Annotated in this window: 25 protein-coding genes; 11 read left to right on the forward strand and 14 right to left on the reverse strand. The window is 47.0% G+C overall.

The genetic code is table 11. The annotated features are described in order from the left end of the window. Positions 1–78: 78 nt before the first annotated feature. On the reverse strand, positions 79–1,611 hold the full coding sequence (locus QUA43_RS00490; RefSeq protein WP_333370082.1) for an NAD(P)/FAD-dependent oxidoreductase: 1,533 nt from the start codon (positions 1,609–1,611) through the stop codon (positions 79–81). Positions 1,612–1,966: 355 nt separating this feature from the next. Next, on the reverse strand, positions 1,967–2,452 hold the full coding sequence (locus QUA43_RS00495; protein WP_333370084.1) for a CRR6 family NdhI maturation factor: 486 nt from the start codon (positions 2,450–2,452) through the stop codon (positions 1,967–1,969). Between the two features lie 133 nt (positions 2,453–2,585). Here QUA43_RS00495 and QUA43_RS00500 point away from each other — a divergent pair, with 133 nt between their 5' ends. Beyond that, positions 2,586–3,281 (forward strand): hypothetical protein, encoded by a 696-nt coding sequence (locus QUA43_RS00500; RefSeq protein WP_333370086.1) that lies wholly within the window; start codon positions 2,586–2,588, stop codon positions 3,279–3,281. A gap of 54 nt (positions 3,282–3,335) precedes the next feature. Here the strand turns inward: QUA43_RS00500 and QUA43_RS00505 are convergent, their stop codons facing one another. The 5 genes from QUA43_RS00505 to QUA43_RS00525 all read right to left on the reverse strand — a co-directional run bounded on the left by QUA43_RS00505 (position 3,336) and on the right by QUA43_RS00525 (position 10,330). After that, the gene (locus QUA43_RS00505) at positions 3,336–5,291 is read right to left on the reverse strand and encodes a DUF3685 domain-containing protein (protein ID WP_333370088.1); all 1,956 of its coding nucleotides are present in this window, start codon (positions 5,289–5,291) and stop codon (positions 3,336–3,338) included. A gap of 47 nt (positions 5,292–5,338) precedes the next feature. Continuing rightward, a complete protein-coding gene (locus tag QUA43_RS00510; protein ID WP_333370090.1) occupies positions 5,339–7,558 on the reverse strand; it encodes a hypothetical protein in 2,220 nt (739 codons plus the stop codon). 734 nt (positions 7,559–8,292) lie between these two features. Further along, a complete protein-coding gene (locus tag QUA43_RS00515) occupies positions 8,293–8,757 on the reverse strand; it encodes a Fur family transcriptional regulator (RefSeq protein ID WP_333326549.1) in 465 nt (154 codons plus the stop codon). Positions 8,758–8,931: 174 nt separating this feature from the next. Further along, on the reverse strand, positions 8,932–9,993 hold the full coding sequence (locus tag QUA43_RS00520; RefSeq protein ID WP_333370092.1) for an Hpt domain-containing protein: 1,062 nt from the start codon (positions 9,991–9,993) through the stop codon (positions 8,932–8,934). Between the two features lie 82 nt (positions 9,994–10,075). Then, positions 10,076–10,330, reverse strand: coding sequence for a hypothetical protein (locus QUA43_RS00525; protein WP_333370094.1), 255 nt, complete (start codon positions 10,328–10,330; stop codon positions 10,076–10,078). Positions 10,331–10,523: 193 nt separating this feature from the next. Here QUA43_RS00525 and QUA43_RS00530 point away from each other — a divergent pair, with 193 nt between their 5' ends. Continuing rightward, entirely contained in the window at positions 10,524–11,207 is a 684-nt protein-coding gene (locus QUA43_RS00530) for a DUF1345 domain-containing protein (RefSeq protein WP_333370095.1), read from the forward strand. A 76-nt stretch (positions 11,208–11,283) separates the two neighbouring features. On the opposite strand, the gene QUA43_RS00535 is transcribed toward QUA43_RS00530, so the two are convergent. After that, positions 11,284–11,955, reverse strand: a complete 672-nt coding sequence (locus QUA43_RS00535; RefSeq protein ID WP_333147630.1) for a hypothetical protein — start codon at positions 11,953–11,955, stop codon at positions 11,284–11,286. Beyond that, a complete protein-coding gene (locus QUA43_RS00540; RefSeq protein WP_333370097.1) occupies positions 11,952–12,419 on the reverse strand; it encodes a type I restriction enzyme HsdR N-terminal domain-containing protein in 468 nt (155 codons plus the stop codon). Before QUA43_RS00540 ends, QUA43_RS00535 begins: the two co-directional genes overlap by 4 nt. A 128-nt stretch (positions 12,420–12,547) precedes the next feature. On the opposite strand from QUA43_RS00540, the gene QUA43_RS00545 reads away from it, so the two are divergent. From QUA43_RS00545 to QUA43_RS00565, 5 genes are all read left to right on the forward strand, one after another. After that, positions 12,548–12,688 carry a hypothetical protein gene (locus tag QUA43_RS00545; protein WP_333370099.1) on the forward strand — a complete coding sequence of 47 codons (141 nt, stop codon included), beginning with the start codon at positions 12,548–12,550 and terminating at the stop codon, positions 12,686–12,688. Between the two features lie 66 nt (positions 12,689–12,754). Beyond that, positions 12,755–13,015, forward strand: coding sequence for a sulfiredoxin (locus QUA43_RS00550; protein ID WP_333204641.1), 261 nt, complete (start codon positions 12,755–12,757; stop codon positions 13,013–13,015). Positions 13,016–13,110: 95 nt separating this feature from the next. After that, positions 13,111–13,659 carry a DNA starvation/stationary phase protection protein Dps gene (dps, locus tag QUA43_RS00555; protein WP_333370101.1) on the forward strand — a complete coding sequence of 183 codons (549 nt, stop codon included), beginning with the start codon at positions 13,111–13,113 and terminating at the stop codon, positions 13,657–13,659. 44 nt (positions 13,660–13,703) lie between these two features. Beyond that, the gene (locus tag QUA43_RS00560; protein WP_333370103.1) at positions 13,704–14,408 is read left to right on the forward strand and encodes a helix-turn-helix domain-containing protein; all 705 of its coding nucleotides are present in this window, start codon (positions 13,704–13,706) and stop codon (positions 14,406–14,408) included. A 240-nt stretch (positions 14,409–14,648) separates the two neighbouring features. Continuing rightward, entirely contained in the window at positions 14,649–14,975 is a 327-nt protein-coding gene (locus QUA43_RS00565) for an STAS domain-containing protein (protein ID WP_041623653.1), read from the forward strand. A 56-nt stretch (positions 14,976–15,031) separates the two neighbouring features. Here the strand turns inward: QUA43_RS00565 and QUA43_RS00570 are convergent, their stop codons facing one another. Beyond that, positions 15,032–16,168 (reverse strand): SpoIIE family protein phosphatase, encoded by a 1,137-nt coding sequence (locus QUA43_RS00570; protein WP_333060566.1) that lies wholly within the window; start codon positions 16,166–16,168, stop codon positions 15,032–15,034. Between the two features lie 441 nt (positions 16,169–16,609). On the opposite strand from QUA43_RS00570, the gene QUA43_RS00575 reads away from it, so the two are divergent. Continuing rightward, complete coding sequence (locus QUA43_RS00575) at positions 16,610–17,080, forward strand: ATP-binding protein (RefSeq protein WP_445301934.1); 471 nt, start codon at positions 16,610–16,612, stop codon at positions 17,078–17,080. A 60-nt stretch (positions 17,081–17,140) separates the two neighbouring features. Here QUA43_RS00575 and QUA43_RS00580 read toward each other — a convergent pair whose 3' ends face one another. From QUA43_RS00580 to QUA43_RS00590, 3 genes are all read right to left on the reverse strand, one after another. Continuing rightward, entirely contained in the window at positions 17,141–17,908 is a 768-nt protein-coding gene (locus QUA43_RS00580; protein WP_333370107.1) for a DUF1350 family protein, read from the reverse strand. 152 nt (positions 17,909–18,060) lie between these two features. After that, a complete protein-coding gene (locus QUA43_RS00585; protein ID WP_333370109.1) occupies positions 18,061–18,267 on the reverse strand; it encodes a hypothetical protein in 207 nt (68 codons plus the stop codon). Between the two features lie 117 nt (positions 18,268–18,384). Next, positions 18,385–19,416, reverse strand: a complete 1,032-nt coding sequence (locus QUA43_RS00590) for a glycosyltransferase family 2 protein (RefSeq protein WP_333370111.1) — start codon at positions 19,414–19,416, stop codon at positions 18,385–18,387. A gap of 1,094 nt (positions 19,417–20,510) precedes the next feature. On the opposite strand from QUA43_RS00590, the gene ggt reads away from it, so the two are divergent. The 3 genes from ggt to QUA43_RS00605 all read left to right on the forward strand — a co-directional run bounded on the left by ggt (position 20,511) and on the right by QUA43_RS00605 (position 23,856). Beyond that, the gene (ggt, locus tag QUA43_RS00595) at positions 20,511–22,238 is read left to right on the forward strand and encodes a gamma-glutamyltransferase (protein WP_333370113.1); all 1,728 of its coding nucleotides are present in this window, start codon (positions 20,511–20,513) and stop codon (positions 22,236–22,238) included. A 621-nt stretch (positions 22,239–22,859) separates the two neighbouring features. Next, complete coding sequence (locus QUA43_RS00600) at positions 22,860–23,738, forward strand: choice-of-anchor L family PEP-CTERM protein (RefSeq protein WP_333370115.1); 879 nt, start codon at positions 22,860–22,862, stop codon at positions 23,736–23,738. Then, a complete protein-coding gene (locus QUA43_RS00605) occupies positions 23,722–23,856 on the forward strand; it encodes a hypothetical protein (protein WP_333370117.1) in 135 nt (44 codons plus the stop codon). The genes QUA43_RS00600 and QUA43_RS00605 overlap by 17 nt, the downstream gene beginning before the upstream one ends. A gap of 450 nt (positions 23,857–24,306) precedes the next feature. Here the strand turns inward: QUA43_RS00605 and QUA43_RS00610 are convergent, their stop codons facing one another. Beyond that, on the reverse strand, positions 24,307–25,539 hold the full coding sequence (locus QUA43_RS00610) for a pentapeptide repeat-containing protein (protein WP_333370118.1): 1,233 nt from the start codon (positions 25,537–25,539) through the stop codon (positions 24,307–24,309). Positions 25,540–25,574: the final 35 nt, after the last annotated feature.

Raw genomic sequence — 25,574 nt, forward strand, 5'->3', positions numbered from 1 at the left:
GTAGAGCCTCCAGAAATTCATTTCTTGGCACAGCCAAGGAACGAGAGAAACAGGAAAATAACCAATTGCTAATTTTCCTTAGCCTAAAATCGCATCGCCGGATAAACGCTGATACAAAAGCGCGCCCGTCCAAAATGTCGGCGCAAAGCCTGGATAGCCCGAGGAGGCGTTGCAGAAAAAGAAATTGTTGAGGGATGTTTCGTGATTTAGCCGATCGACCCCCATGTTGCGCGGCGTCAGGCTGGAACCGTAGGAATTACCGTTAGGACACCAACAGAAGCGCTCGTTAGTCGTCGGACTTCCGGTAATATGAAAGACCATGTGTTTGCGGAAATTCGGAACATAGTCTTTTTCAACAACATCTAAAATCGAGTCCAGAATCTCTTGTTTCTTCTGTCTGTAAGCTTTGCGATCGGTCTCCCAAAGCTGTTTAAAATAGCTGTAATTAGCAACAGTCAGAAATTCGACAATTTGACAATCTTCTGGACAATCCCGCCGCGCTTCCGTCAGTAAAGTTGGCGTTGTAATTGCAAAACTCGGACGAGAAAAATCATTTCTATCGTACATTTGAGCAAAGGCTTCATTCAGATCCAAGTGTTCCGAATGAAACGTATTCCACTTGCCAAATCCATAGTCTCGGAGATCGATATCTTTGACAACGCAGTACACCATGTAGTTAGATGCAGAATACTCATAGTTGAGTTTCCGCCGCACTGTTTTAGAGAACAGTTCCTCTCCAATCATCTTGGCCGCTCTTTTCGGGTCGAGGTTGCAAATCACCGTGTCGCCCGTGAATTCATGGGTTTGATGGGTGGTCAAATCCATCGCTTCAACTCCCGTTACTGTTTTGTTTGTCACCCTAAAATTCGTGACTTCATGGTTTAATAGAACTTTCCCCCCGTTGGATTCAATGACTTTAACTAAAGAATTGATGACATATTCAAAATGCTGCGTCGGGTAAAATGCGCCTTCTTGATAGCCTCTAAACAAGGCAATCCAAGCATAGAAAGAAAGCTGATTGGGAGGCAGCAAAAAGTCCGGCCATTGCAGGGCTAATAGGGTTTGGGCGGCTTGCGGGAGTTGGAACTTGTCGAAAACGTCCTGAAGTGTACTATTTAGATGTTGGACGGCACAGAATACGTCACCGAAATTTTTGAGCAATTCAATTGGTTTGACGGGAGGAGCGAGTTTTCTTAGTCCTTCGCCGGTTTTCTCGACTTCGTTGACGAATTGGCGAATTCTCTCGCCCGCTTCGGGAAACAGCGCCGACAATCGCCGGATCAGTTCCTCTGGTTCCGAGGGAATATCGAGCGCATACCCAGGCATCCTCATGTGGTCGTAGCCATTCGGATCGTACCGTTCAAAGGTGACATCTCGATCGAGACCGAGTTTTTTGAGAACTCGATTGACTGTATGTCCTTCGCCGCAGTCCCAAACGTAGTGGAATTGGGCATTAAAGGTGTATTTGTTGGCCATCGTAAATGTGTGACCAAAACCTCCCGGATGTTCGTGAGCTTCGAGGATGTGTACGGTTTTGCCGGAGTTTGCCATCAAAGCTCCGAAAACCAGTGCTGATAAACCACTGCCGACGATGAGGTAATCTGTTTTCATGGGAAATTTCCTCGATCGATTGAATCGGGCGATCGTTATCCATCTAAACTAACTCTAAATTCTGAGAAAATTGTGAAGATGGCTTACCACGCTATTTGTAGGGTACGCACTGCACACCTTACGCCACGCCTTTTTGGGCGGGCTAGAAGCCCACCCCACAATTGTGTGAAGCATCTAAATTTAACAGTCCAGTTTGAGCGAATTCTTGTGGGGTGGGCGTCCCGCCCGCCCAAAAAATACAACACCCCACAATAGTGGGAAGCATCTAAATTTAACAGTCAAGTTTGAGCGAATTCTTGTGGGGTGGGCGTCCCGCCCGCCCAAAAAATACAATTTAGGTGGGCTTACTTACAGCTTATTTGTGCGGTACAATCACATCAAAAAAAGCATCCTCCAAATCATAACCAAACATCTGCGACATCGCCATCAACTTCGATTTACTGGGAATTCCCTGCTGATTCAACCAATCAGTCAACACAAAAATTTTGTTCATCAAAAACATTTCCAAAGCTTCAGGATTGTACTGAATACCTTGGGTGCGGTGGAACTGGTGCGGCACCAACATCGCGGCATAGCGCGCCAATTCTCCCGCTTTCCAATCCAGCAAAAATGGCAGCCAAGGATAACAAGCATCTAAGCGAATAAACCACAGCCGCACTTCGGGAATTTCCGAAATTTCTCGCGGATCTAATTCTTCGCGCGGATACTCAATTTCAAATTGTAGCTGCTGTTCGTTTTGGGCGATCGCTCCTTCGGCCAGCCACTTTTCGATCGCAGTCCGCACCGGAGACAAATCTAAACTGTTTATGCGATCGGCATCTATCGATATCATAATACTCATAAAAAGTCAACCCATTTTAAATGTTAGATTGCTCCCACCGATGAATCCGGGGGCAAGAGACCCAATTGCTTGATTGTCAACTGGATAGCATTTAGTTATCATACCACCAGCCATAAACATTAATTAATAAGACATGAAACCTATTATCAAAGTTGATAGAGTCAAATCCGTAGAAGAAGCTGTAGAACTTGAAAGCCTTGGTGTTGATATTGTCAGCATTTCTCTTGGTGAAGATGTCAGATTTGATGACAATCGTCAGGTATCAGAAAATCTTGCTTGTGAAATTCGTAAATCTTTATCATCATCTAAAGCCTGTTGTCAACTGGCATTAAATGAAGAATCTTTATCCTTTATCAAGGATTACAATTTTGACTTAATTCAATTACTAGAATTTGAACTGCATAGTATTGATAGGCACTTTTTAAAGGAAGACGAAGTTAGGATAATTTACTCGGGTATTACTGCTTCCCACGATGATGCTCCTTCTTGGATATTTAGTAGCTTTGAAAATGAAGATTGTCTTAATGCCAGTTATTTTCATCTCGATCTTCTCGCAGATTTAGAAAACTCCTGGTCTTTTCTAAAACACGAATGCCCAAAATATTCAGATACGTTGCAGATTAGTGATATTAATAATCTAGCATCTCAGTATCCAATACTCATTGGTCTCAATCCTTCAATAGAGGCTATACAAGATTGCCTGAACATAGTGCCCAATATCTGTGGTATTAACTTTACATTAGCTTCAGAGCCAATTAATAATAATGTTCACTGGCTTGATTACTCTAGCTTAATTAATATTCTTCAGGCTCTGCGTTCCGGCTCATAGAATGCTATTAATACTGCCCGCGGGTCGATTATACCTAGAATATCCTGTAACTAATTACCCATTTTTCCCAAACTTGCTATCCTGCAAAGAATTACCAATCCCCTGGATAATTCCCCGCCCGATCAAACCAATTCCCCGCCCTATAACCTGAGTCAAAACGTAAACAACAGCAGCACCCAACAGCGAAATAACCGCGCGAACTCTAGGTGCGATCGCATCCCTGGTTTCCAGCACCAAAGTCAAGGCTAACTGCCACCCAGATAACTGTGCTAACTCCAGATTTCTCGGAGCATAAATAGAAATTTTCTTAATTCCTGAATCGCCCAAAACAAACAGCCAAAACCTGCTTTCAAAAATAGCTTTCGGTTCCACAAAGTATCTATCCCAGCTATATCTCCACGACAAATCATTCCGAAATCTCTCAATTTCTCGCGTCGAAATCAACTTACCATCGTAAAAAATTTGCTTGATTTCTTCAATATTTGCCAAATTATTTAGTAGAGGCTGTACCACTCCGCTAGCAACTTGAATTGCCAAATTTTCCAACAAAGCTTCAGCTCGCTGCATCGCTGCCGGGCTGCCAGCAACACAAGAAATATTGTCAACTGTTAGCGGAATTTCAAATAGCAAATGTGCAAAAAAATCAACTGTCATCGGTATTTTGTCAAGGATTTGTGCTGCAACTACATCAGCATCTGCCAGCAGCACCGGCACAACTTCTACACCGCTGCCTGCCAAGATATCAGCAGCGCTTGCACCTTGACTTTCTGCCAATTTCAAGCTCGTTTGACTGCCATCAAAAACCCCAGTTTCTCCCGTTTGCAGTGTATAGTATCTGCCAAAAAAATCTATGATTGTTGCCTCCCACAAATCCCGCAAAATAGCAGGCATTTTTTCAGACAATTGAGTTTGCTGCACTTGCGAAAAGCGCAATTCCTCCAGCAAATCCTTTAACTTCCGCAGGATGGAACTCATTAATTCACGCTTTTTGGCCGATCGCAAAATATCGATTTCCAAAGGCAAGCCAGTCAAATTCACCAAATCAAACTGCAATTTAGCAGTCACCGAGTCAAACAAGCTATTTTGCCAATTAGTTGCAACCACCAAAGATTCAGCCGAAACTTGGGAATTCGTTAATTGCGATTGAGAATTATTCAACAAATTCTCCCGTCTTCCTTCTGCCTCTGCCTTCTCCCCTCTTCCTTCTTCCTTCTTCCTTCTTCCTTCTTCCTTCTTCCTTCTTCCTTCTACCTTGTCCCCTTTCCCTTCAAATAATAACTGACTGACAATCCAACGAGCTGCGAGCAATTCTCTGCGGCGCCCGCTGAGTACAACCCCATCTAAAATAGAGGGCAAATCTGTCGGTGCGGCGGCTCTGAACTCTTGCAAATCAGCTTGGACAACCGCCAAAGTTGCATCTATCTCCCGTAGTCCAGAACGACAAAAATAAGCCAGCATTTTTTTATGTACTGGCGTATCAATTGTCGAATTATCTGCATTTTTATCTGCAATTGCTGCGGAGTTTTCTACTGTTTGAACCACCGCTGCATTTAGTTCTATTTCCGAGTTAGCTGCCGCATCCGTCGCCCAATAAGTGCTACCAGATGCCACCGCGCGAATAGCTTCGATTGTCAGGGAAATATCTCTACCTTTAGGACAATAGCCATTCGCGCCCGTCGCCTGTACCTCCGCCAACAGCTCCGCTGTCAGCGGCCCGCCTAGCAGCAACAGAGGCAGATTGGGGTACAAACTTTTGAGTTCGCGACAAAATGCCACCGCCTCTATTTGACCCGATCGCAAATTTAGGGTCTCAACAGCCAAAATTACCAAATCAGCGGGCTTCTTGGCTGCAAAGGAGTCGATCGATCGAGCTTCTAGAACCCGCAAAGCCTCGGTTGCGGTTGAAACCTCTGCAACAACTTGCAAGTCTGGATACTGCTCGCAAGCAACTCGCAGCCCCAGCCGGAAAATGGGGTCGCCCTCGATCGTCAGCACTTGGAAATTACTCACTTGATTTTAGATTTGAGATTTTAGAGACCGATCGCGCGAAAACCCAATTACTCCGGGAGCAAATTAGCATCAGGAGGCCCAGCCGATTCAGGAATCGAGGGCGGCGCGGGTTCCGGAGCCGGAGCCGGAGGAGCAGGTTCCGGAGCCGGAGCCGGGGCTTCTTGTCTCGCGGGCGGATAGTAAGGTTCCGGCTCCCTAGCAGGCGGATAGTAAGGTTCCGGTTCCGGCTCTCTAGCAGGCGGATAGTAAGGTTCCGGCTCCCTAGCAGGCGGATAGTAAGGTTCTGGTGGCGGGGCCTCTTGTCTAGCAGGCGGATAGTAAGGCTCTGGCTCTGGCGCGTACTCCTCCTGTCGCGGAGCTGGCGCGTACTCCTCCTGTCGCGGAGCTGGCGCGTACTCCTCCTGTCGCGGAGCTGGCGCCTCATCGCGAGCGGGTTCCGGCGCATACTCGCGAGCGGGTTCCGGCGGCGGCGCACTGTTGGCTCTGAGTTCAGCACTCCAGCGCCCGATCGCACCTGCTGCCTCTGAATACAGCGCCCTACCGTAACCGATTTGGGAAGCAGTATCGATCGCCGCTCCTAGACTGCCTTGAGACGCCAATTCCGCAGCTCGATCGAGAATCGGTCTGTCTTGAGCAACTTGCAGTTCGCTCACCCACTGATAGACATTATCCTGAGCTTTCGCGTACAAAGTCCTACCGCTCTTAATTGCCGAAGCTTTTTCAATAGCAGCACTAAGTTTTCCTTGCTTCGCCAGGGCGATCGCTTCATCCAAAAAAGGCTGATCTTGAATAACTTCTATGCGTTTCGTCCACTGAGCCAAGAGAGTTTGCGCTTCTATCCTGCGGGGGCGGTTTTGAGCAACCAGGAGTAGCTGAGCCATGCCGCCGTTGAGTCCTTCAACCGTTTGCGCTTCTGCCAACTGCTTCGCCAGAGTCAGAAAAGATTGGTCTTCGATCCGCTGAATTTCCCGGCGCCAAGCTGCCACCAAAGTTTGAGCGTGAACCCGCCGTGGTTGCTTAAGTCCGATGGTTTGCGCTTGCTCGATCGCGAGTCCAAACGTCCCTATCTGACCGAAACTAGCGATCGTGCTCGCCACTTGCAGCCGCAGCAAATCTTGAAACTGCACCTGCAAATTTTCAATTTGAACTTGAGCTTGCTTGTACAGAGGGCGACCCGGAGCAATTTGGCTAGCAGCCCCCTGCCCTTCGAGCAAGCTAAAAATGTGTTGTGGCAGCGGAGTTGATATCGACTGGTTCCAAGTCACTGCCTGAGCTCTACCCAACTGCATCAAATCTTGAGCTTCCGCAAATAGCGGGGAATCCTGCGGCACAACAGAAGCAGCCTCGATCGCCCCCGGTAGGTCTTTCGCCCCCAACCGCTTAGTAGCCATTGCCAGCAAAATTCGGCTCCATCCCTCAATTTCCTTTTCAGCTTTAGCGCGGGCAAAAAGCTGCGAGTCTATTTTGCGAGCCAGGACTATCGCCTCAGCGAACTTTTGCGGAGTCTCGTCCTTCGCCAAATCTCTAGCCTCTTGCAAGCGCTGCCAGCCGTTTCTTTCCAAAGAAATCTGCTGGATCAGCTCGTTGTAACGCTTCTGACTCCAGAAAATATTTTCCAGCTTGAACAGAGCTTGAGCATAATCCCAAGCCTTCTTTAAATCCTCACTTTTCAAAGCTGCTAGGGCTGTCTCGTAGAGTTTTTGGCCCTCCTGCCAATTTTTTTCCCAAGCAGTAACAGCCTCTTCTACCTCGGGGTAAGACGGACTGGTTTTCGGAATTTTCGCAACAATCTCCAGAGCGCCTTTCAAATCGCCCCTCTCAATTTTTGCCCTGGCAAATCCCAGAATGGCTTTCGACCATTCCCCTATCAAATGTTGACCTTGCGAGTATAGCGGATGTTCTTTCGGCCAAGCCTGCACCAATGCCATTGCCGATTCTAGCTGTTCTAGCTTGCCCGACTTAGCAGCTTGCTGAGCGCAATAAAGTCGTTCTCCGTCCGCCGCCAGTGGCGACAGTTGCTGGCAATTCGGCGGCGGCGGCATCGTCAGCAACCACAGAAATGCAGCGGCCCCCGTTACTCCAAATCCCACCAGGAGACTCAGCCAGATTAGCTGCCACTGCCAAAAAGTTCTTTTCCCCTCGGTCGGCCCGGCCGTTACGAAGGAACTCGCATCGCCTGTCACCTCTGCACTGAACTGTGCCGTCGGTTTAGGGGATGGGTTGTATTGCGGTGGTGTGTGGAATTGGTCAGATTGTCGTCTCGCCATTACTTCAGCCTGTCCTGTAATGCGCACTCTTCATGTGACACTCCCACATCAAATCTATAGATTGTGATGTCGGCTTCTGACTCCTGTTAAGGAGATCGAGAACTTCCTTCAAGGTACTGGCAATCTTTCCCTCTAGGGCGTTTTATAGTGAGGTTCGTGTCCCGCCCCACTGGTTGCTTCCGAGTATTTTAGGCTCTCGAAGCACGTAAATCATACCAGTTATCACACAGTTATTCACAGATCCCGGGGCCGTTTAGCCGAAAAAACAGTATAAAGCCCCGTCAGTCTATCAATTTTAGATTTTAGATTTTAGATTTTAGATTTTAGAATTGACTCTGCACATGAATTGTGGGAGGGATTCAACTAAGCTCTCATATTAAATCCGCCTCAGAGATTCCACGATCGGACTCAGCGGTTGAAACCGCAATTACACAAAGTTTGCTCAACTCCAAGCCGATTTAAAAATAAAGGGGTATTAAAGCCGGATTTGGTCTACACTTTTACCTGTAGGGGTAGGATTGATTTTTTGGGTTTAGTCGTAAATTTTATTCCCGATCGCCAAACTTGCCGATCGAGTTTAAGTTTTCTGTTTTCCTTTTTTTCTACTGTGCCGAATTCCGGCGGGCGACGGTCAAAAACCCGATCGAGCGCTGCTAAATTCTTAAATCATTTTATACGACCGACTGGCCGAGCAAAAATAGCGGCTTTGGTTCCAATAGCCGCGGCTTTATCGGTTACGAAGCCTTGGGCGTATCGCTGACACTCGATGCTTCCGTGGCGGACTCGGCCGATCGATATCCGTAGAAATCTATCCGGTAGTCTACAATTCTGACACCCGTTTGCTGTTGAATTTGCTCGATCAAGTCGATCGGCAATTCCACATGAACGTCCAGAATCTGAGCCGTATCAAGACAATTGACGTGAGAGTGAGAGTCGCTGACATTGCCGTACAAGCGTCCCTCCGAGCGTTCTATGCACTCAATAATCCCTTCTCTCGACAAAGCTTCTAGATTTTGATAAACCGAAGTATGACCGATCGAATGCGCTTGTTGGTTGAGGCGATCGTAAATTTCGCGAGCCGAGAGGTGTTCTTTTGCCTCCCACAAAAGTTCTAGAATAAATCGACGCTGGCGGCTCAAGCGCATTCCCATCGCCTGACAGCGGTTTAAAGCATCTTCTAATGAACGAATTGGTTTCACAGCTACCGCCTTATAAAGCCTGCTCGATTTTTAATTCTGGTACAATATTGCACGCCTACATATCCACTAATTCTAACGCAGGCTTGCCCAACAGTAGAAGGTAGAGGGCAAAAATCTCAAATGAGTGAATTTTTTGGAGTTGCTGCTCAACTCTATCTTCTACTGCAACACCTCCTAGTTCGAGGATTTGATGGCGTTAACCAGTAACTTGGCGATTTCCGAGAGTTGCTTTTTGTTGAAAGTTTTGAGCAAAAGCTTGACTACCGCCTTCGGTTCGGCGGGAAGTGCTACTTGCTTCGACGCGGAGGCTGGGGCTGCTGGGGCGCTTGCCTCTGCTGGTTTTGGGCTTGCTGCCAAAAGTAGCAAATTTTTACTCGGAACGATCGTCTTGACTTTCCCCCCTTGCACCAAATCCCCAGCTTCCTTGAGTTCTTTGATAATCAGCGGAGCTAAGACTTTATAAGAGTTTTTGGGATTAACGATCGCTGCTCTAGCTGTTTTTACTAAATTTTGCCAAGTCTCTATTTTACCTCCCAACTTATAGAGGCGAACGCACACAGCCGTCAACTCAGAGCGACTAGCAGGCGATTCTTTCTGCTTGAACACCTGCAACATTTCTTTGAGTAAAGTCATCACTTCAACAGCAAAATTCGCCGGCACAGCGCCCGCTGTTGGAGCGGCGGGCGTACCAGGCCCAGCAGCAGCCTGCACTTTACCCGACGCCAATTTATTGAGGTGAGTTTCCAGTTGAGCAAAAACAGGCATCACCTGCTGCACGAGTTTTTCTCCCTCTTCATTCCTCAAGCCGAAAGGCCCCTCCAGTCGCCCCAGCAAGTCCTTAAGCGTATCAACTCCCTTTAAAAATAGGGATTCTGCCGTTTGGTCAACCTGCTTGACGGGCCCGTCCTTGAGCACCTTAAAACAATCTTCCAAGCGGTGAGCGGTTGTTTTAATACTATCTAAGCCAAGCATAGCCGCCCCTCCTTTCACGGAATGGGCGGCTCGAAACATCTCTTGGACGCTTTCGGGGTCTTTCATCGTGGACTTTAAATCCACTAAACCATTTTCTAGAGTATCGAGGTGCTCCTTAGCCTCCTCTATAAACAAACGCATAATTCGGTCTTGCTGATCTGACACGACAGTCCTCCTAACAATCTGTGCACCCTCCAGAAAGCACCCTCTTCCCCGGAGAAAACGCGACTCTTGGCTAAAGTCGGAAGTTCCCATGCAAAACATTCTAGCCTGCCTCAGCTAGCAGACTCAAAATACTGGTGTCTGGGCCGTCCTAGCTCTAAAACTGGTGCGGTGGAGATTGAGGCTAGAGTTCTGAGGGAGTATCTGGAGCGATTTCAATGCCCATTCCTTGTTTCATCATCTGCTGAGCCGTAATCAAGTCGTTTAACTCCTTGACTTCGACGCCGATGTCTTGGCAAGCCTTTTTCAGTTCCCGCTCGAAGGTGTTGAGGTCGCCTCCGTAGCCGCAAAGCTTCGCGGCTGTAGCGATTCCTTGTTGGGCGTTAGCTTTGGCGCAGTCGATCAATTCAATGCCTTTGAGGGGTTGGGAGGATGCCATAATTTCAAGCCACAATTTATATTTTCTCCCACTGTACCTAGAAGGTTGAGGTCGATCGATCTATCGAAAGGCATGAAAAATCCTGCCTGTGCTGAGTGTTGCCAATTCATAGCTATTTTTTGGGAGTTCCTGCGAAGATGGCAGTAGTTGAGATTTTCTAACCCTGACTGTGCGTAAATTACACTAGATTACTGTGAAAAATGTTTCCCAATCTAAAATGCACTGGGTCTGGAGCGTCCGGCACCGCCTGTTTGTGTCTGTTCTGTTTGCTATGGCAGTTGCTGTGTTGCTGCCGCCTGACTATCTCCCCCTGACTCGGACGCTGTGCATTTGGAACGCGGGCGCGGTCAGTTTTCTGATTTTGACTTGGATGCTGATGCTGCAAGGCACTCCCGAAATGATGCGCCACCACGCTCAGCAGTTGGATGCTGGCCGCTTAACAATCTTAAGTACGATCGTGGCAGCGGCTTTTGCTAGCTTGTTAGCTATCTTCTTCCTGCTGCGCGATACCAAAGGCCTGTCGCCGAATTTGCTATTTCTGCACTTGGGGCTTTCTGTCCTCACAATTGTCGGGTCTTGGATGCAGGTACACACTATCTTCACGATGCACTATGCCCGCAGCTACTACCAAAACCGCAGCAAGCAGCACGGCAGTTACTTACAGGCGGGGGGTTTGGATTTTCCGGGCGACGAGGAACCTGACTACAAAGATTTTTTATATTTCTCCTTTGGTATTGGCATGACTTGCCAAGTTGCAGACGTGCAGATAACTTCTCGTTCCACGAGGTATCTCGTGCTTTTTCACAGCGTGCTGTCGTTCTTTTTTAACACCGCTATTCTGGCTATGAGCGTCAATATTATTGCTGGATTGAGTTGATAGGATTAAGTAGCAGTGGTATGATTTAGAGTATGATGCGGAAACTTTCATCCTAATAATAGTTAGGTGGTAATTGCTAAATTGAAGTAGTCCAACCATCGGGAAGCTCACTTACATCTTCTAGTAGGAAGTTAGCGTACACGAATATTCGGACATCATCGTAGAGATCGCTAAGAACACGTTTCCGGGCACCGGATTTGTCCCACGGTTGAAGATCGGAGTCTAGCTCACAGAAACCAACCCAGGGATGCCCCTCTGCCTGTAATTCTTCAGATTTAACTATCACAGCCGCCAAAACAGCTAAGTCATAGGGTTTAAGGGAGAGATCATCCATTGCACCGATAGATATTTGGCGCTCCAGCATTGGCTCTGAAAGCGGAAAGACGTTGAGACTAGGATGGTTCGCTAAGTCATTCAATCGTTCTGAAACTTTCGTCAGTTCATTTGCCACTAATCCATCAAATAGAGCAAATACCCGACGTGCTGCATCCGCATCCTCAGCGGTCACTCGACCTTCATCTGTTGCCCATCTCACAAATTTGCGTAAATCATCAGAGCGAGAGCGTGGGGAAAACCTTCGAGGTACGGTTTCACGTGCTTCTGTAAGGCATATTGCAGGCACATATAACTTAAACTCACCAGCCTGAGCGCGTTGAAGCAACTGAATAGCCTGTGGACTTTGCAAGTGTGCTGGAGCAATAACATCCACTACCCAATTTGTTTCCACTAAAACTGCTTTGGGTTTCACTTTGCACTCTTACTCCATCTAGGGCCAGCAGCCCTCACTTCCCCAATTCGGAGAAGGCTCATTATTGGTTCGGCAAGTAGGTTTCTTAAATCATTTGGGAGGTTGTCCATACTAGCAGTCAGCTTCAGTTTCTCAAGCCATCGCTGAACTCGCGATTCAAACTCCATACCAGGGTTTGCTTTCCATTGTTCATCTGCAGGTGGTAGCAAAGAATCTGGAAGTTTCGCTTCACCAACTACATCAATTGACTCACCATTATACTTCTCTAAGGAGTCGCGGAGGAGAATCACACGCTCACCAGTTACGACAAGTCCAACTGAACAACCAATAGATGCCATAGTGTGTTTAAGCTGTGCAATAAGTTGAGCGTTGATACTGATGTCTTTCAGCTTTACCTCAACGATCATCAAATATTCCCCATCTTGGCTTGTCACAACAATATCTGGTTGGGATGTTTTTATCATGGCATTATATCGCAGCAAATTTATTGGCGATGCAGTAAATCAACGACTAGCCTAAGCTTTGCGTAACAAAATTATAACTTGAGGGCATTCAAATTAGGTCATTTAAACGTCAAGACACGGACAATCAATTGATCTACCAAGTTGATGTTGATGGGACAGCAATTTTAATGCTGATTTTCCCACCCAAAGTCGATCGCCCTCGACCCCCCGACACTACAAGCAAACGGGCGATCGCACGCCCCCGTTCTGCCAATCTCAAAATTTCCTGACATTTTTGTTGCTAAAACGAAGTCATTACGAGTATGATTTAACAAGAAGCAAAAAAGAGAGCCGCCATGAGGATAGAAGAAATTCCCCTCAACCAGATTCGCCGCCCCCTGCCGCGAGTCAACGACCAAAGCAAAGTAGCCGCCCTCATGGAATCCATCCGCGAGGTAGGTTTAAACGAACCCATCGACGTGCTAGAAGTAGATGGACAGTATTACGGATTTTCCGGCTGCCATCGGTACGAAGCTTGCCAGCGTCTCGGTTTAGAAACTATCCGCTGTAAAGTACGCCGAGCTACCCGTGCCGTGTTGCAGATGCACCTAGCCTGAGCCTCTCAACAGAAATTCAGGACAGGCAAATATTCTCTCGCCCAAAGCTTTCTAAGAAGTTCGATCGACAATCACTAATAACAAGCTAAAAACCTATGACTACCAACAACCACAAACAACATCTTTACCCGACCCGCATCGATATGTCAGCAGCCACCCGCTCTCAAGTAGTCGGGCTGCTCAACGCCACGCTGGCAACGACTCTGGACTTAAAAACTCAAGTCAAACAAGCTCACTGGAACGTCAAAGGCATGGACTTCTACCAGTTGCACTTGCTGTTTGACGAAATGGCAACAGAACTCGAAGAATACATCGATTTAGTTGCCGAACGGGTCACAGCTTTGGGTGGTTTGGCTGTAGGAACAGCCCGCACAGCCGCCGCAGATTCGATCCTGCCAGAATTTCCTTTCGACATTTTAGACGGCAAAGAATACGTGACGGCTTTGGCCGATCGCTACGCACCCTACGCCCAACACCTGCGAGTTGCCATCGACACAACAGGTGAACTCGGCGACGCCGATACAGCGGATCTCTACACGGAAATTTCGCGGACAATTGATAAGCGTTTGTGGTTCCTAGAAGCGCATTTGCAAGCTTCTGCGACAACTGCAACAGTCGCCGCCGAAAAAGTTGCCGTCAAATAGCCACAAAAAAAGTTGTAGGGTGGACACGGGAGTCCGCCCCACAGATGTATTTCCTTAAGGCTCGTGACAGTTTACGATCGAGAATATGTCCATTTATTAATTTGGATGAGTTTTTCGTGACTGCCAATATTCCAGATTATGCTCCTCAACTGCAACGCCTGATGGAACAGGCGGGGCTTTCGAGCGATCGAGAACTCAGCCAAAAAGCGGGAGTTTCCGAGATCCAGCTAAGCCGCCTGCGTCGTGGCTTAGCCCTGCAAACCCGAGCCGACATCCTGCTCAAAATCAGTCAAGCTTTACAAATTTCCTTAACCGAACTGCTGGCAACCTTGGCGCCAAACTATGTAGAGTTAGAACAGGCACCACCGACAGCCCTAGAACAAGAATATCAGCGCCTGCAAGCTTCGATCGAACAGCAGCGAGAATCTTTGATGCAGGAATTCCAGCTATCTAGCGTGCAAATTTTAGAATCTTGGATGTTGCAGTGGCCGACTGCTGCGAGCAAAGCTCAGGAAAATCACAACTTGCGGGCTCAGAAACTACTGCCCCTGCTGCGGCCCGTCGAGCAGTTATTAGAGCATTGGGGAGTGGAGTCGATCGCTCCAGTCGGAGCCGAGATTCCCTACAACCCCCAACAGCATCAGCTCATGGAAGGAACAGCAGATCCTGGAGAACCCGTCAAAGTCCGCTACACAGGCTACAGACAAGGCGACAAACTACTCTACCGCGCCAAAGTTAGCCCAGTCTGATTAATACCAGAAGGGCATTCGGCAGAACAAAGATTGTCTTTCTCTCAAAATTCACTCCCGGCGAAGCGCTGCGACTCTGATCAGCGTTACGATCCGCGACGAGCACCATCTTTTACACTCAAAACTATTCTCCCGCTCTCAGGCTCTGGCACTTTCCCCCTCTCTTATTTGGATCGGAGTCCATCTCGCAGCTATACTAGCCTAGTCTGGCTAGAAATTCTGACATTCCCACCGCAAAATATGAGTCCTGTAGTTAAAATTATTCAGCCCTCTGGCATTTTAGACGGCACCAAGGCAAGTCAATTCCGCCAAGAGATTAGCGACCTAGTGGAAGCGGGAGCCGATGTGGTATTGATAGACTTCACTGATGTGACATTTATGGATAGTTCTGGTTTAGGCGCTTTAGTCTTGGCGCTCAAAACAGTCCGGGCCGCTGGGAGTCAATTAGTTGTCTGTTCTATCAACGAGCAAATCCGCATCTTATTTGAACTCACCAGCATGGATCGAGTTTTCGAGATATTTCAGACCCGCGATGCTTTTAATAGCAAAATTCTCTCAACTAACTAAATCCTTGGGCTGCTGCCTTCTTGCTATTTGGTCACAGATGTAATGCAAGAAGTCAGCTAGCCAAAGTTTACCTTGAGTAAAGACCAATCATCATCAAAAACTGCTTTAGCGTTCAACTTTTGAATGTAGTTCAAAACCAGCTCTAACTGGTCGGCACTTGCACCGTTGTAAGCTGCTAACAGGTCGATGAAAGGGTCAAGCCCCCAGATATTGCCGTCAGGTTGGTGGATCTCGTATACCCCGTCGCTAAAGATGTAGAGAGTGCTCAAATCCTCGACATCGCAGCAATTATCGACATAGGGGGCGTCGGGGAACATCCCGACCGGCATTCCGGGGGTTTTTAATCGCTGGATTTTAGCGGTGCTCGCAGGGGACTGGGAAATCAACACTGCGGGTGGATGGCCGGCGCTGGCATAAACTAGCTGGCGAGAAATGCGGTTGTAAACGCCGTACCAGATGGTGAAATACTTGTCATTTTGGTAGCTCATCTGGAAGGTGGTGTTGAGGGCGCGCAAAACGTCGCTGGGTTTGTAGTAGTCTATGTTGGGGAGCGTGCGCGATCGCAGCAAATTCAGCACGGCCACCGAAGGCAGCGCCGCCCGCAAACCGTGACCGGCTACGTCGAGCAAGTAAATCGCCAAATAATCGGCATCTAGCCAGTTGTAGTCAAAGCAATCTCCCCCCAACTGCCGGGAGGGAATGAATTTTGCTTCGATGCTGAAAGGTTCCGTCATCGGATCTGGCAGCAGCGATTGCACGTACTCCGCGGCCTCGGCTAGTTCTGCTTCCAGACTTTGCTTGGCTATTTTCAAATCTCGGCTGAGTTGGTGCAGCCTCAATCCCGCGCGTACTCTTGCCTGTAACTCGTTGAGTTCGATCGGCTTGGAGATAAAATCGTCGGCACCGGCGTCGAGGCCTTTGACTCGATCGGCGATCGAACCCAAAGAAGTCAACAAAAAGAATTGTGTAGTTGACAGATCCGGATCTGCCTTAACTCGACGACACACATCGATGCCGGTCAAGCGCGGCATGATCCAATCGCAAATTATCAGGGCCGGACGCAATTTTTGCGCCTGGGCTACACCGTCTTCGCCATTGCTTGCTACTGTTACTTCGTAACCCTGTTTTTTCAGGGTTCTTCTCAGCAGTTCTTGAACAGCCGTATCATCGTCAATAACCAGAATTTGAAACATGGGCACTTAGGTACTACAAGTTTTTCAAGGTCTGGGGGTCATTTAAAATATATCCTGTCAGCGCCCTTGTCTGAGATTGAGTATAGTTGATTGACATCGCTTTCGAGGTAATTGCTTTTGACGGCGGGTCGTTGAGTTCAATTTACGTTAAAATTTGATAGAAATTTGGCGCGATCGAACTTCACTCAGTTTATACTCAGAATATAAATTTTTATAGACTTTTATTTGCCACAGGCGCTGGTTGACATGAAAATGCTATTTATGGTATAGTGGCTAACCGATTAGTGGATTAGACATCGATCGACGGCCCACCAAAGCTAGTATCCTCAAACAACCATTCAATTTTGCCGCCGTTATACTTTGTCTCGTTGTATTTTATCTGGTTGTATTTTGTCTCGTTGTATTTTGCCCACCGGCCGATGAAGAACTTGTGTGGTGAGCGTGATTGAATTAAAGGGTTCCGAAAAGTTGCCGATGCTAAAAAAAGCGGATCTTCAAGTCAATACAGGTCTGAATGGATTAAGCTGGGTTTTGTCGTGGTTTGCACAATTGTACGACTCGCGAATTCCTACAAGTGTGTGGATAAGGTGTCAGTTGGCTTTGGCTGAGGGCTTTACGAATGCGGTGCGTCACGCCCACAAGGGCAAACCAGCGGATTTGCCTGTTGACATTCAGGTGGCGGTGTTCGCTGACTCTTTAGAGATTAAAATTTGGGACTCGGGCGATCCGTTTGATTTAGAGAAAAAAATCAAAGATATTTCGGAAAAAGTCGATATTCACTCTCCGGGTGGGCGGGGCCTAAAATTAATCAAAGACATCGCAGACAGTATGAGTTATGTGAGAATGCCCGATGGCAGGAACTGTTTGTCGATCGTCAAAAATTATTCGCCCTGTCTTAATCCCGAACGATGAAGCTGATATTTGGTTGGCAACTGCCGGAGGAACTCTCGGGTTAATAGGCTTTAGAAGCTTTTAAACGCGGGACGTAGGATTCAGCCACAGCAGAATTGTCCGTTTTAATTCATTTAATTCTCGATACACTTCTTGTTTAACCCACTGCCCGATCGCGTCGAAGGGCGTAAAAATTTGACCCACAGGCCAGCTAACATCTTGACCTAACGGTGTTTGATGGTTGCCCGCTAGAGTCTGAACGGTAATCATGTCGGGAAATCGTGCTTTTAGCAGTTTGGTCAACAGCAGGGTTTGGTCGATGTTGTCGCCGTTAAATTTGACTAAAAGATTGCGCCGGATTTGATAGCTATTTTGGACGAGGCGATTAGTCTCTTGCGGGGACGGGGTAAACTCAACGTTAAAGACGGGGGAAATTTGCTCTACGATCGGGATTGCTTCGGATGCCGCATAATTGTTGAAAGAAATCAGAATATTGCCTGCCCTTTCTATGTCAAATACAGAACCGATCAGCAAGTGCAGTTTGCATCCCATGCTGTGTCCCATCCCGTAAATGGGGAGATAGGAAGATTTGAGCAATTTAGAGGCGCGCAGGCGATCGAGGGCATTTTCAAATTTGTTGAGGACATCGCGGGCGATCGCAATATGATCCAAAGTATTCACAAACGGCGTTGCGACTACAACATATCCTTGATTCCCCAAAGCCTCTAACAGCCAGCGATAGGTGACTTGCGGTGCTGTCGCCACAAATGCACCGCCGAGAAAATGTACGATCGCGATCGGTCTTGAAGGAATTAATACCCAATTGCCAGAAATTTCTTGCCAGTCCATAAATTCAATCTAATTCAAAGTAAAAAGGCGATCGTCCTCTAAAGGTAAAAGGCAGAATGTTTTATAAATTTTTGCTTGTATTTTCTGCATCAAAAAGGGGTTTGCTACCCATTTTTTAATTCCCAAAACTTTCCTTTTTACTTATACATTATTTATTCTAACTGTTTTCGCAGCAAATAGCACGACGCGGGAAAGCTGCTATTAGCGCCTTGTATAGGCTTGAAGCTAGTGGCAGAATAAATCAAGGCTAACATCCGATCGCTACTTTCAAAAAATTTTATATTGTCTCCCCCCGCACGGCTGCAAGCCGCTGTAGCTGGTATTGCGGGTAATTGACCCGACAGAATATTAACAGTCAAATACGGCTCAAAACCCCACTATCGCCTATTAATCAGCCCCTGGGCGATCGGCTTCGATTCGGCGTTATTAGCAGCACCTAATTTCTTGACTAAACCCGCATACAACTATAACATCCTTTAGGACAGCCCCCCGATTTCAGACGATCGCTGGCGGTTTAATTCTGCCGAATGACCAATACCTTCTGCCGTTTGATGACTCAACTTTTCGTGAGTTTTCATCCATTTCCACTTGTGGACAGTAGCTTGAGGATTTAGCACCGTCGTAGCGACGCCGTAAACAAGAGTCGGCAAAACCTCCCGATTTAACCAACTTTGTCCCAGCTTTCTCATGTAGTGCAGTGCCAAAACTTCTCGGAATTTGTTAATCTTTTTCAAAAGCGGCAAATTCTTAAAGCGTACCTGTTCGTACTCGTTGAGCGATAACTCTTTTTCTCCCCGCAAGCGCCGCAGTTGGTTTTCCTTGACACAATCAGAAGCTATACGCTTCTTCAGCCAGTGCTTATCTGTGAGAGAGTTCCCTCTAATTCGATAATTTCCCAAAGGTTCTGTCGCCGCTAGCAAGCCGTACTTTTGAGCAAGTTTGGTAAATAACTCTGTATCTTCTCCTACCTGCCAATCTTCTGCAAACCCGCCTTCTTGGAGTAGAATATAGCGATAGACTACAACAGAAGACGGGAAAACCCAAGGACTTTCGCCTGTCTCCTTAATCGCCTGCATTTCTGCTTTAGTTGTAGGATAGGTGGGAATGTAACTCAACTTGTTGCCGCGCTTGTCTAAATACCGCAAAGCGTGAGCCACAGCTTTGACTTCTGGATTGTCTGCGAGCATTTTCAGGCAAACTTCTAACTTATTGGGTTCCCAGGTATCGTCGCTGTCGATAAATGCTACATACTCGCCTGTGGCGCGATACATCATTAAATTTCTCGACTTAGAAACCCCGTAATTTTCGGGATTTCTGAAGTATTGAATTCTCGAATCTTGCTCTACCAGCTTAGCAGCAACTTTGTCAGTAGCGTCAGTAGAGCAGTCATCAACAATTAAAATTTCTAGATTCTTGTGGGTACCATTGAGTACGGAGGCAACTGTCTCGGCCAGAGTGTCGGCGGCATTAAATGCAGGAATGATTACACTGACTTTTTCGCTGTTCATAACTTGCATTAGGTGTGGTTTGGTAGTGATTGGCCGAAGTATAGTCTGGAAGCAGACCCTCTGACTCCTTTACCTGTAAGTACCAGTATTCCCGAAACTTGCCTACATACTGCCAATATAACAGGCTTACCGACCTCAGTGTTATCTACCATAAGGAGGGGACAGCCGTTAGCAGCCGGAGTGCAGACTATTATTGGGCGGGGAATTTTTCTGACACCAAGGCTTCTGCTGCAAGGGATTGAAGGTTTTATCCCGCGACTGGAGTTGTCATAAATTCGATCGCATCTTTTTACTTTAATAGAACTTACCCAGAAAAACCCGGTCTCATGCAAAATGATTGTTTTGATAACTATACAGCTACAAAAAAAACGGGTTTCTGACCGAAAGCATCCAGGATACAAGCCCCCGCATTTATCCGTGGGGTCAATGCTTCAATTCTTTAATCTAAAATCTCAAATTTCAAATCGATTGACTCAGTTCGATTCGGGTTAATCGCTGAGCATAAAATTGTTTTTCCTACGCGATGTGCGGGCGAGTGAGGACTTTGATTCCTCACTACAAACCTAATTATAATTATTTAATCCAACTTGAGAGCAAGATTGGGTAAATCCTGTTTTATTGATTTACTCACCAGTCGAACAACTGCCCAAAAAGTGCTATTCTAAGTCTGCTATGTGTTGCATGGTCATAGCAATTACCTAAAATACTGATTGTTTTGCTGGGCATTGCTTAATCAGGCTATGAAAACAAATAAATTGAAAATTCCGAAGCTTTGTGAATACTGTTTATATGATTTGCATCTTTAGTTTTTTCTACAGTAAATCAGCAACGCCGTTTTTCTGCGTTCATCAGCTTTGTTGAAATCTGTATATTCTCAAAAAAGATGCTTTTTTCAACTTGTTTAATTATTAAATTGCCATAAGCTGTCCCTCTTTTCTCTCTTCCTCTTGTACCGCGATCGCCTCCCAGGGTCAAATCGTTTCCCCATCTGCCATAACAGGTAATTTATTTGCGGTTGAACTCAGTACCGCTAGGTTTTAGGGAAGATGCTCCTAAAAGTATACTATAAAAAATCCTCGCCTCACCCGTAAAAAATGTTGCCAAAGTTCTTGAGCAAAGTGCGAATTTATACTTGTTGCCTAACAGTCTTGGTGTTGGGTGGCTGCCAGCAGCAGCTACAGCCAACCTTGCAGCAGCAGCGCAGCAAACAGGGGATGGTAGTTTCGGCTCACCCTCTGGCGAGCGCTGCAGGGCTGACCCTGCTGCAACAGGGCGGCAATGCAGTGGATGCGGCGGCTGCTACGGCTTTGGCGATTTCGGTGGTGGAGCCTTTTTCGGCGGGTATCGGCGGCGGGGGTTTTTTGCTGCTGCAACGGGCGGAAACGGGGACTGTGCAAGCGCTGGATTTCCGGGAACGAGCTCCGAAACGGGCGGCGCGGGATATGTACCTCGACAAGCAAGGCAAGGTGCGCCAAAGGGCAAGTCTGGACGGGCATTTGGCGGCGGGTATTCCGGGCACTGTGGCTGGACTTTATACGGTGCACCGCGAGTACGGTAAGTTACCTTGGGCTGCGGTGGTGGCTCCGGCGATCGCCCTGGCTGAAAAAGGCTTTCCGGTAAGTTCGCGGTTTACCACGGCTACCGAGCGACGACAGGATGTGCTCAAAAAAAACCGGGCGGCGCGGGAGGTTTTTACTCGTGGTGGCATTTTATACCAGCCGGGTGAGCTTTTGGTGCAGCGGGATTTGGCGCGGACTTTGCGGCAGATTGCTGAAAATCCGCAGAGTTTTTATACCGGGGACATTGCGCGGGCGATCGCCGCCGATATGGCTAAAAATGGCGGCATTATCACTCTGGAAGATTTGAAAAACTATACGCCGATTTGGCGGAATCCGGTTTGTGGCAACTTTCGCACTTATGAAATTTGCGCGATGTCGCCTCCTTCTTCCGGCGGCGTTCATTTGTTGCAAATCTTGAATATTCTGGGAGATACGGATCTCAAGAGTTTGGGAAGGCAAAGTCCAGATACGCTACATTTACTGGCCGAGAGCATGAAGATTGCTTATGCCGATCGGGCTGAGTATTTGGGCGACCCGGATTTTGTGAGTGTACCGGTCAAAGCTCTGACTAGCAGGAATTATGCCAAATTGAGACGATCGCAAATCCAAATGTCAAAAGCCCGACCCTCCAGCGAGGTAAAGGCTGTTGACGCTGAAACTTTGAACCGTCTCCTGTGGGAGTCTCCGGAAACTACGCACCTTACGGTAGTTGACAAAGAGCGCAATGTTGTAAGCTTAACGTTTACTGTGAATGGCGGTTTTGGGGCTGGAGTCGTGGCCGCGGGTACGGGAATTTTGCTCAACAACGAGATGGATGATTTTGCCGCAGCGCCTGGAGTGCCGAATTTGTTTGGTTTGGTGGGCGGGGAGGCAAATTCGATCGCCCCGGGGAAGACTCCTTTATCGAGCATGACGCCGGTCATCGTGACAGAAAATGGCAAATTTCGCCTCGCTGCGGGGGCTCCCGGAGGCAGCACGATTATTACCACGGTGTTGCAAATTGTACTGAACGTATTGGTTTACGACATGAATGTCGGTGATGCTGTGTCTGCACCTCGGATACACCATCAGTGGCAGCCCGATCGTCTGAGGGTGGAACAGGGAGGTTTTGAGGCTGCGACGCTTTCGGAGTTGCGGCGGCGGGGACACCTGATTGTCGAAGGTGACGGCTGGGGCAATGCCAATGCGATCGTCCTGACTGCGGACGGTTGGTTGGAAGGGGCTGCGGATCGGCGCGGCGAAGGAGAAGCAAGGGGGTTTTAGTCAACAGTCAGTCGATTAGAGATTTTAGATTTTAGACGGGGGCGAGACTTCGGCGACTCAACGATTTTAGATTTACTCCAGAGATGAATCTGCGAGGTTGAACTAGGGTCAAAAATTTTGATATCTCTACGACAGGAAGCTGGGGCTTGTATACGTTTTTTGGGAGCATCTCAATGAAAGCAGGCTAGCTAGAAATTAGGGTTTTGAGGCTCTCTTGCTGCGAGGCTCTCTTGCCGCGGGGAAAGAGTCAGAAGGAAGAAGCCAGAAGAAGTGTTTTTACAAATATGAAATGCTCCCCGTTTTTTGGGCGAGGTCATGAGTCATGAGTCATGAGTCATGACTCATTTTGGATATCGCCAACGGTATCAAAACCAGGTTTTTTGGGTTGCCAGTGCGTAAGTCATAAAATTATTACTCTCTGTAGTTGTATTTTTGCCTCCGTATTTTTGCGCTGAGGTTTATAGGCTGACAAACTGCCAATAACTACCCAAAAAAATAACCACACAAAGCGTAAATACACTTATATATAAAGTTATTGTAAAGCCACTAGACATTGATACTTATATAATGTAAAAATTAAGTTGTGCAGATAATCAGGTTTGTATCTTTCAGGAAAAATTTATGATAATTACTCACAAAATTGCTGCCTTAACAGCTACATTAACTACTGCTCTGAGTTTGTTGGCAGGGCCAGCCATGGCATTTTCGGTAGGAGCAACTAATAACACTGAGACTTTGAAAAATAATTTGTTGGGAACTAACACAGCCGGATTGAGTAATTTCTCTGTTTCAATTACGGGTAATTCGGCTGCTTTTGGTACTTTCACTAATGACCCCTTCGGTTTGACATCAGGTGTTGTTCTGAGCACTGGTAGAGTCACCAATATACCGGGTCAGAATCGGAAAGATAACTTCACGACACAAGACAGCGATTTAAGCACGGACTTTGGTGCTAAGGGTGAACAAGGGGATCTGACTCAGCTAAACCTCAGCTTTTTTGCTGATAGCACGGTTGAAAAGTTGTTCTTTGAATATGTATTTGCTTCGGAGGAGTTTCCTGAGTTCGGCGATTCTGAATTTAATGACGATTTTGAACTGCTGCTGAACGGCACTAATTTGGCGAAATTGAGCGACGGAAAAACAGTTACGATTAATAATCTGGTTCCAGATCCATATAATCGCTCTAAAGATCATCCCGACTATATTGACAACCCAAGTTTGACAGGTATTGCCGCTAACATTATTAAGCTCGACGGTTTTACTAAAGTTTTAGGTTTTGAGGGTTTGCTCAAGCAAAATCAGACGAATGTTCTCAGCATCCGCATTAAAGATGTGGGCGATGGCTATTTAGATTCTGCTGTATTTATTAAAAGCGGTTCCGTGGGGACGGTTCAATCTGAGCCGGTTCCCGAACCGATGACTGTGGGGGGTTTGATGGCGGGAGGCGCTATGCTGGCTGCTGGACGAAAGTTACGCAATCGCCGTGGTGGAAGTAATTAATAAGGGAAGGCAGAAGGCAGAAGGCAGAAGGCAGAAGGCAGAAGGCAGAAGGCAGAAGGAAGAGGGAAGAAGGCAGAGGGAAAAAACAGAACAGGAACCATTTTGGCGGCTGCTGTAATATGAATCTCGATTAGCCGTGTTGGAGATAGAAACGGGGTTTGATGAACCAAAAGACCTTGTTGCAGTTGTTGAACCGGGTAAAAAAACTCGGTTTGTACGATCGCGATCGTGTAATATCATGTCATATCAATTCCGCTTGCACTCCTCATGATTGTTGACTGTTGACTGTTGACTGTTGACTGTTGACTTGATTTTATTATTTTGATCCAACCCGAAACGATATCAAGTAATTTAAGCCTTATGGGTACGCAGCGAGGAATGTAAGTCCTCATACAATTCTGACGACCAATGCCCTCACTACGAACCAATTTTATTGCAGTTGTTCTAGCGGACAGTATATAAGTTTTTATCCCAAATTCGCAAAGGGCGGATTTTTCTGTATTTGGAATTGCAGCAAATATTGCGGGTAAAACCCGCGTCTACAACCACTCACTAAAAACTAAATAAGTTAGCTATGAACAGTACCGTCGGGTAAGATTGTACCTGTTAATGTAGTCCGGGTAAGTTTGACCATAACTCGATCGCCGTAACCGATTTTCGCTCCTGTTAAGTCAGCACCGCTCAAGTCAGCACCGCTCAAATCGGCTCCGATTAAGTTGGTTTCTCTCAAGTTGGCATTGATCAAACAAGCTCCTAACAAATTAGCCCGGAACAAGTTTGCTTGGTGCAAATTCGCGCCTGTGAGGTTGACGTTGTGTAGAAAAGCATCGCTTAAGTCGGCTTCACTCAGGTTTGCATTGCTCAAGTTTCTCCCTGAAAAATCCTTTTCTTTTAAGGAAGCTCCTTTGAAGTTGGAACCGCTCAAATCGGGAGCTTGCGGCCCAGCTTGGCGGTAAGACTGAGATGGCGGTGGCTGCGATTGGTAGCGGGACGCCTCTGAATAGGGCCCAGCAGGGTTTCCCCCATAGTTTCCCGCATAATTTCCAGGATATTTTCCTGAAGAGGGTTCAGAAGAGTATCGGGGTTCTTTTGGGGTGGCCGGTGGTGGCTGGGTGTTTTGGTGCTGGGTGTTTGGATACTGAGTATTTCTGTACGGATTGTTTGGGTACTGAGTGTTTTGGTACTGAGTATTGGGTTGCTGAGTGTTTTGGTACTGAGTATTGGGTTGCTGAGCGTTTTGGTACTGAGTGTTTTGGTACTGAGTATTGGGTTGCTGAGCGTTTTGGTACTGAGTGTTTTGTTGCTGAGTGTTTCTGTACTGAGTATTTTGTTGCTGGGTATTTTGTTGCTGAGCGTTTTGTTGCTGGGTAGTTTGTTGCTGAGTGTTTCTGTACTGAGCGTTTTGTTGCTGGGTATTTTGTTGCTGAGTATTTCTGTACTGAGCGTTTTGTTGGTAGGTATTTTGTTGCTGAGTGTTTCTGTACTGAGCGTTTTGTTGCTGGGTGTTTTGGTGTTGGGTGTGTTTGTGCTGGGTGTTTTGTTGCTGGGTGTGTTTGTGCTGAGTATGTTTGTGCTGAACGTTCTGATTCTGACCTCTTGGTTGAATCGATCGCAATTTTTCGCGAGCTTGATTAATTTCCTTAATCTTTTCTTCAGCTTTCTGTAGTAGTCTGGGATTGTCTTTGGGGATGCGATCGGGGTGCCAAATGAACGCTAAATCCTTGTAGGCTTGGCTAATTTCTTCTCTGGAAGCTCCCGGCAACAGTCCCAGCACTTTATAGTATTGGTCGAGGTCGTTCATTGTACCACCTTTCGCTTTAAGAAATTAGAAATTAA

Origin of the sequence: Microcoleus sp. N9_B4 (assembly GCF_036701635.1) — a bacterium.
GTDB lineage: Bacteria > Cyanobacteriota > Cyanobacteriia > Cyanobacteriales > Microcoleaceae > Microcoleus.

Excerpts from the sequence above, each read along its gene's own strand:
- QUA43_RS00560 (WP_333370103.1), top strand. The coding sequence starts at position 13,704 with ATGTATTTCCTTAAGGCTCGTGACAGTTTACGATCGAGAATATGTCCA.
- QUA43_RS00510 (WP_333370090.1), bottom strand. The coding sequence starts at position 7,558 with ATGGCGAGACGACAATCTGACCAATTCCACACACCACCGCAATACAAC.
- QUA43_RS00600 (WP_333370115.1), top strand. The coding sequence starts at position 22,860 with ATGATAATTACTCACAAAATTGCTGCCTTAACAGCTACATTAACTACT.
- QUA43_RS00550 (WP_333204641.1), top strand. The coding sequence starts at position 12,755 with ATGAGGATAGAAGAAATTCCCCTCAACCAGATTCGCCGCCCCCTGCCG.
- dps (WP_333370101.1), top strand. The coding sequence starts at position 13,111 with ATGACTACCAACAACCACAAACAACATCTTTACCCGACCCGCATCGAT.
- QUA43_RS00495 (WP_333370084.1), bottom strand. The coding sequence starts at position 2,452 with ATGAGTATTATGATATCGATAGATGCCGATCGCATAAACAGTTTAGAT.
- ggt (WP_333370113.1), top strand. The coding sequence starts at position 20,511 with ATGTTGCCAAAGTTCTTGAGCAAAGTGCGAATTTATACTTGTTGCCTA.
- QUA43_RS00610 (WP_333370118.1), bottom strand. The coding sequence starts at position 25,539 with ATGAACGACCTCGACCAATACTATAAAGTGCTGGGACTGTTGCCGGGA.
- QUA43_RS00570 (WP_333060566.1), bottom strand. The coding sequence starts at position 16,168 with ATGTTTCAAATTCTGGTTATTGACGATGATACGGCTGTTCAAGAACTG.
- QUA43_RS00590 (WP_333370111.1), bottom strand. The coding sequence starts at position 19,416 with ATGAACAGCGAAAAAGTCAGTGTAATCATTCCTGCATTTAATGCCGCC.
- QUA43_RS00500 (WP_333370086.1), top strand. The coding sequence starts at position 2,586 with ATGAAACCTATTATCAAAGTTGATAGAGTCAAATCCGTAGAAGAAGCT.
- QUA43_RS00580 (WP_333370107.1), bottom strand. The coding sequence starts at position 17,908 with ATGGACTGGCAAGAAATTTCTGGCAATTGGGTATTAATTCCTTCAAGA.
- QUA43_RS00540 (WP_333370097.1), bottom strand. The coding sequence starts at position 12,419 with ATGATAAAAACATCCCAACCAGATATTGTTGTGACAAGCCAAGATGGG.
- QUA43_RS00520 (WP_333370092.1), bottom strand. The coding sequence starts at position 9,993 with ATGTTTTGCATGGGAACTTCCGACTTTAGCCAAGAGTCGCGTTTTCTC.
- QUA43_RS00525 (WP_333370094.1), bottom strand. The coding sequence starts at position 10,330 with ATGGCATCCTCCCAACCCCTCAAAGGCATTGAATTGATCGACTGCGCC.
- QUA43_RS00565 (WP_041623653.1), top strand. The coding sequence starts at position 14,649 with ATGAGTCCTGTAGTTAAAATTATTCAGCCCTCTGGCATTTTAGACGGC.
- QUA43_RS00490 (WP_333370082.1), bottom strand. The coding sequence starts at position 1,611 with ATGAAAACAGATTACCTCATCGTCGGCAGTGGTTTATCAGCACTGGTT.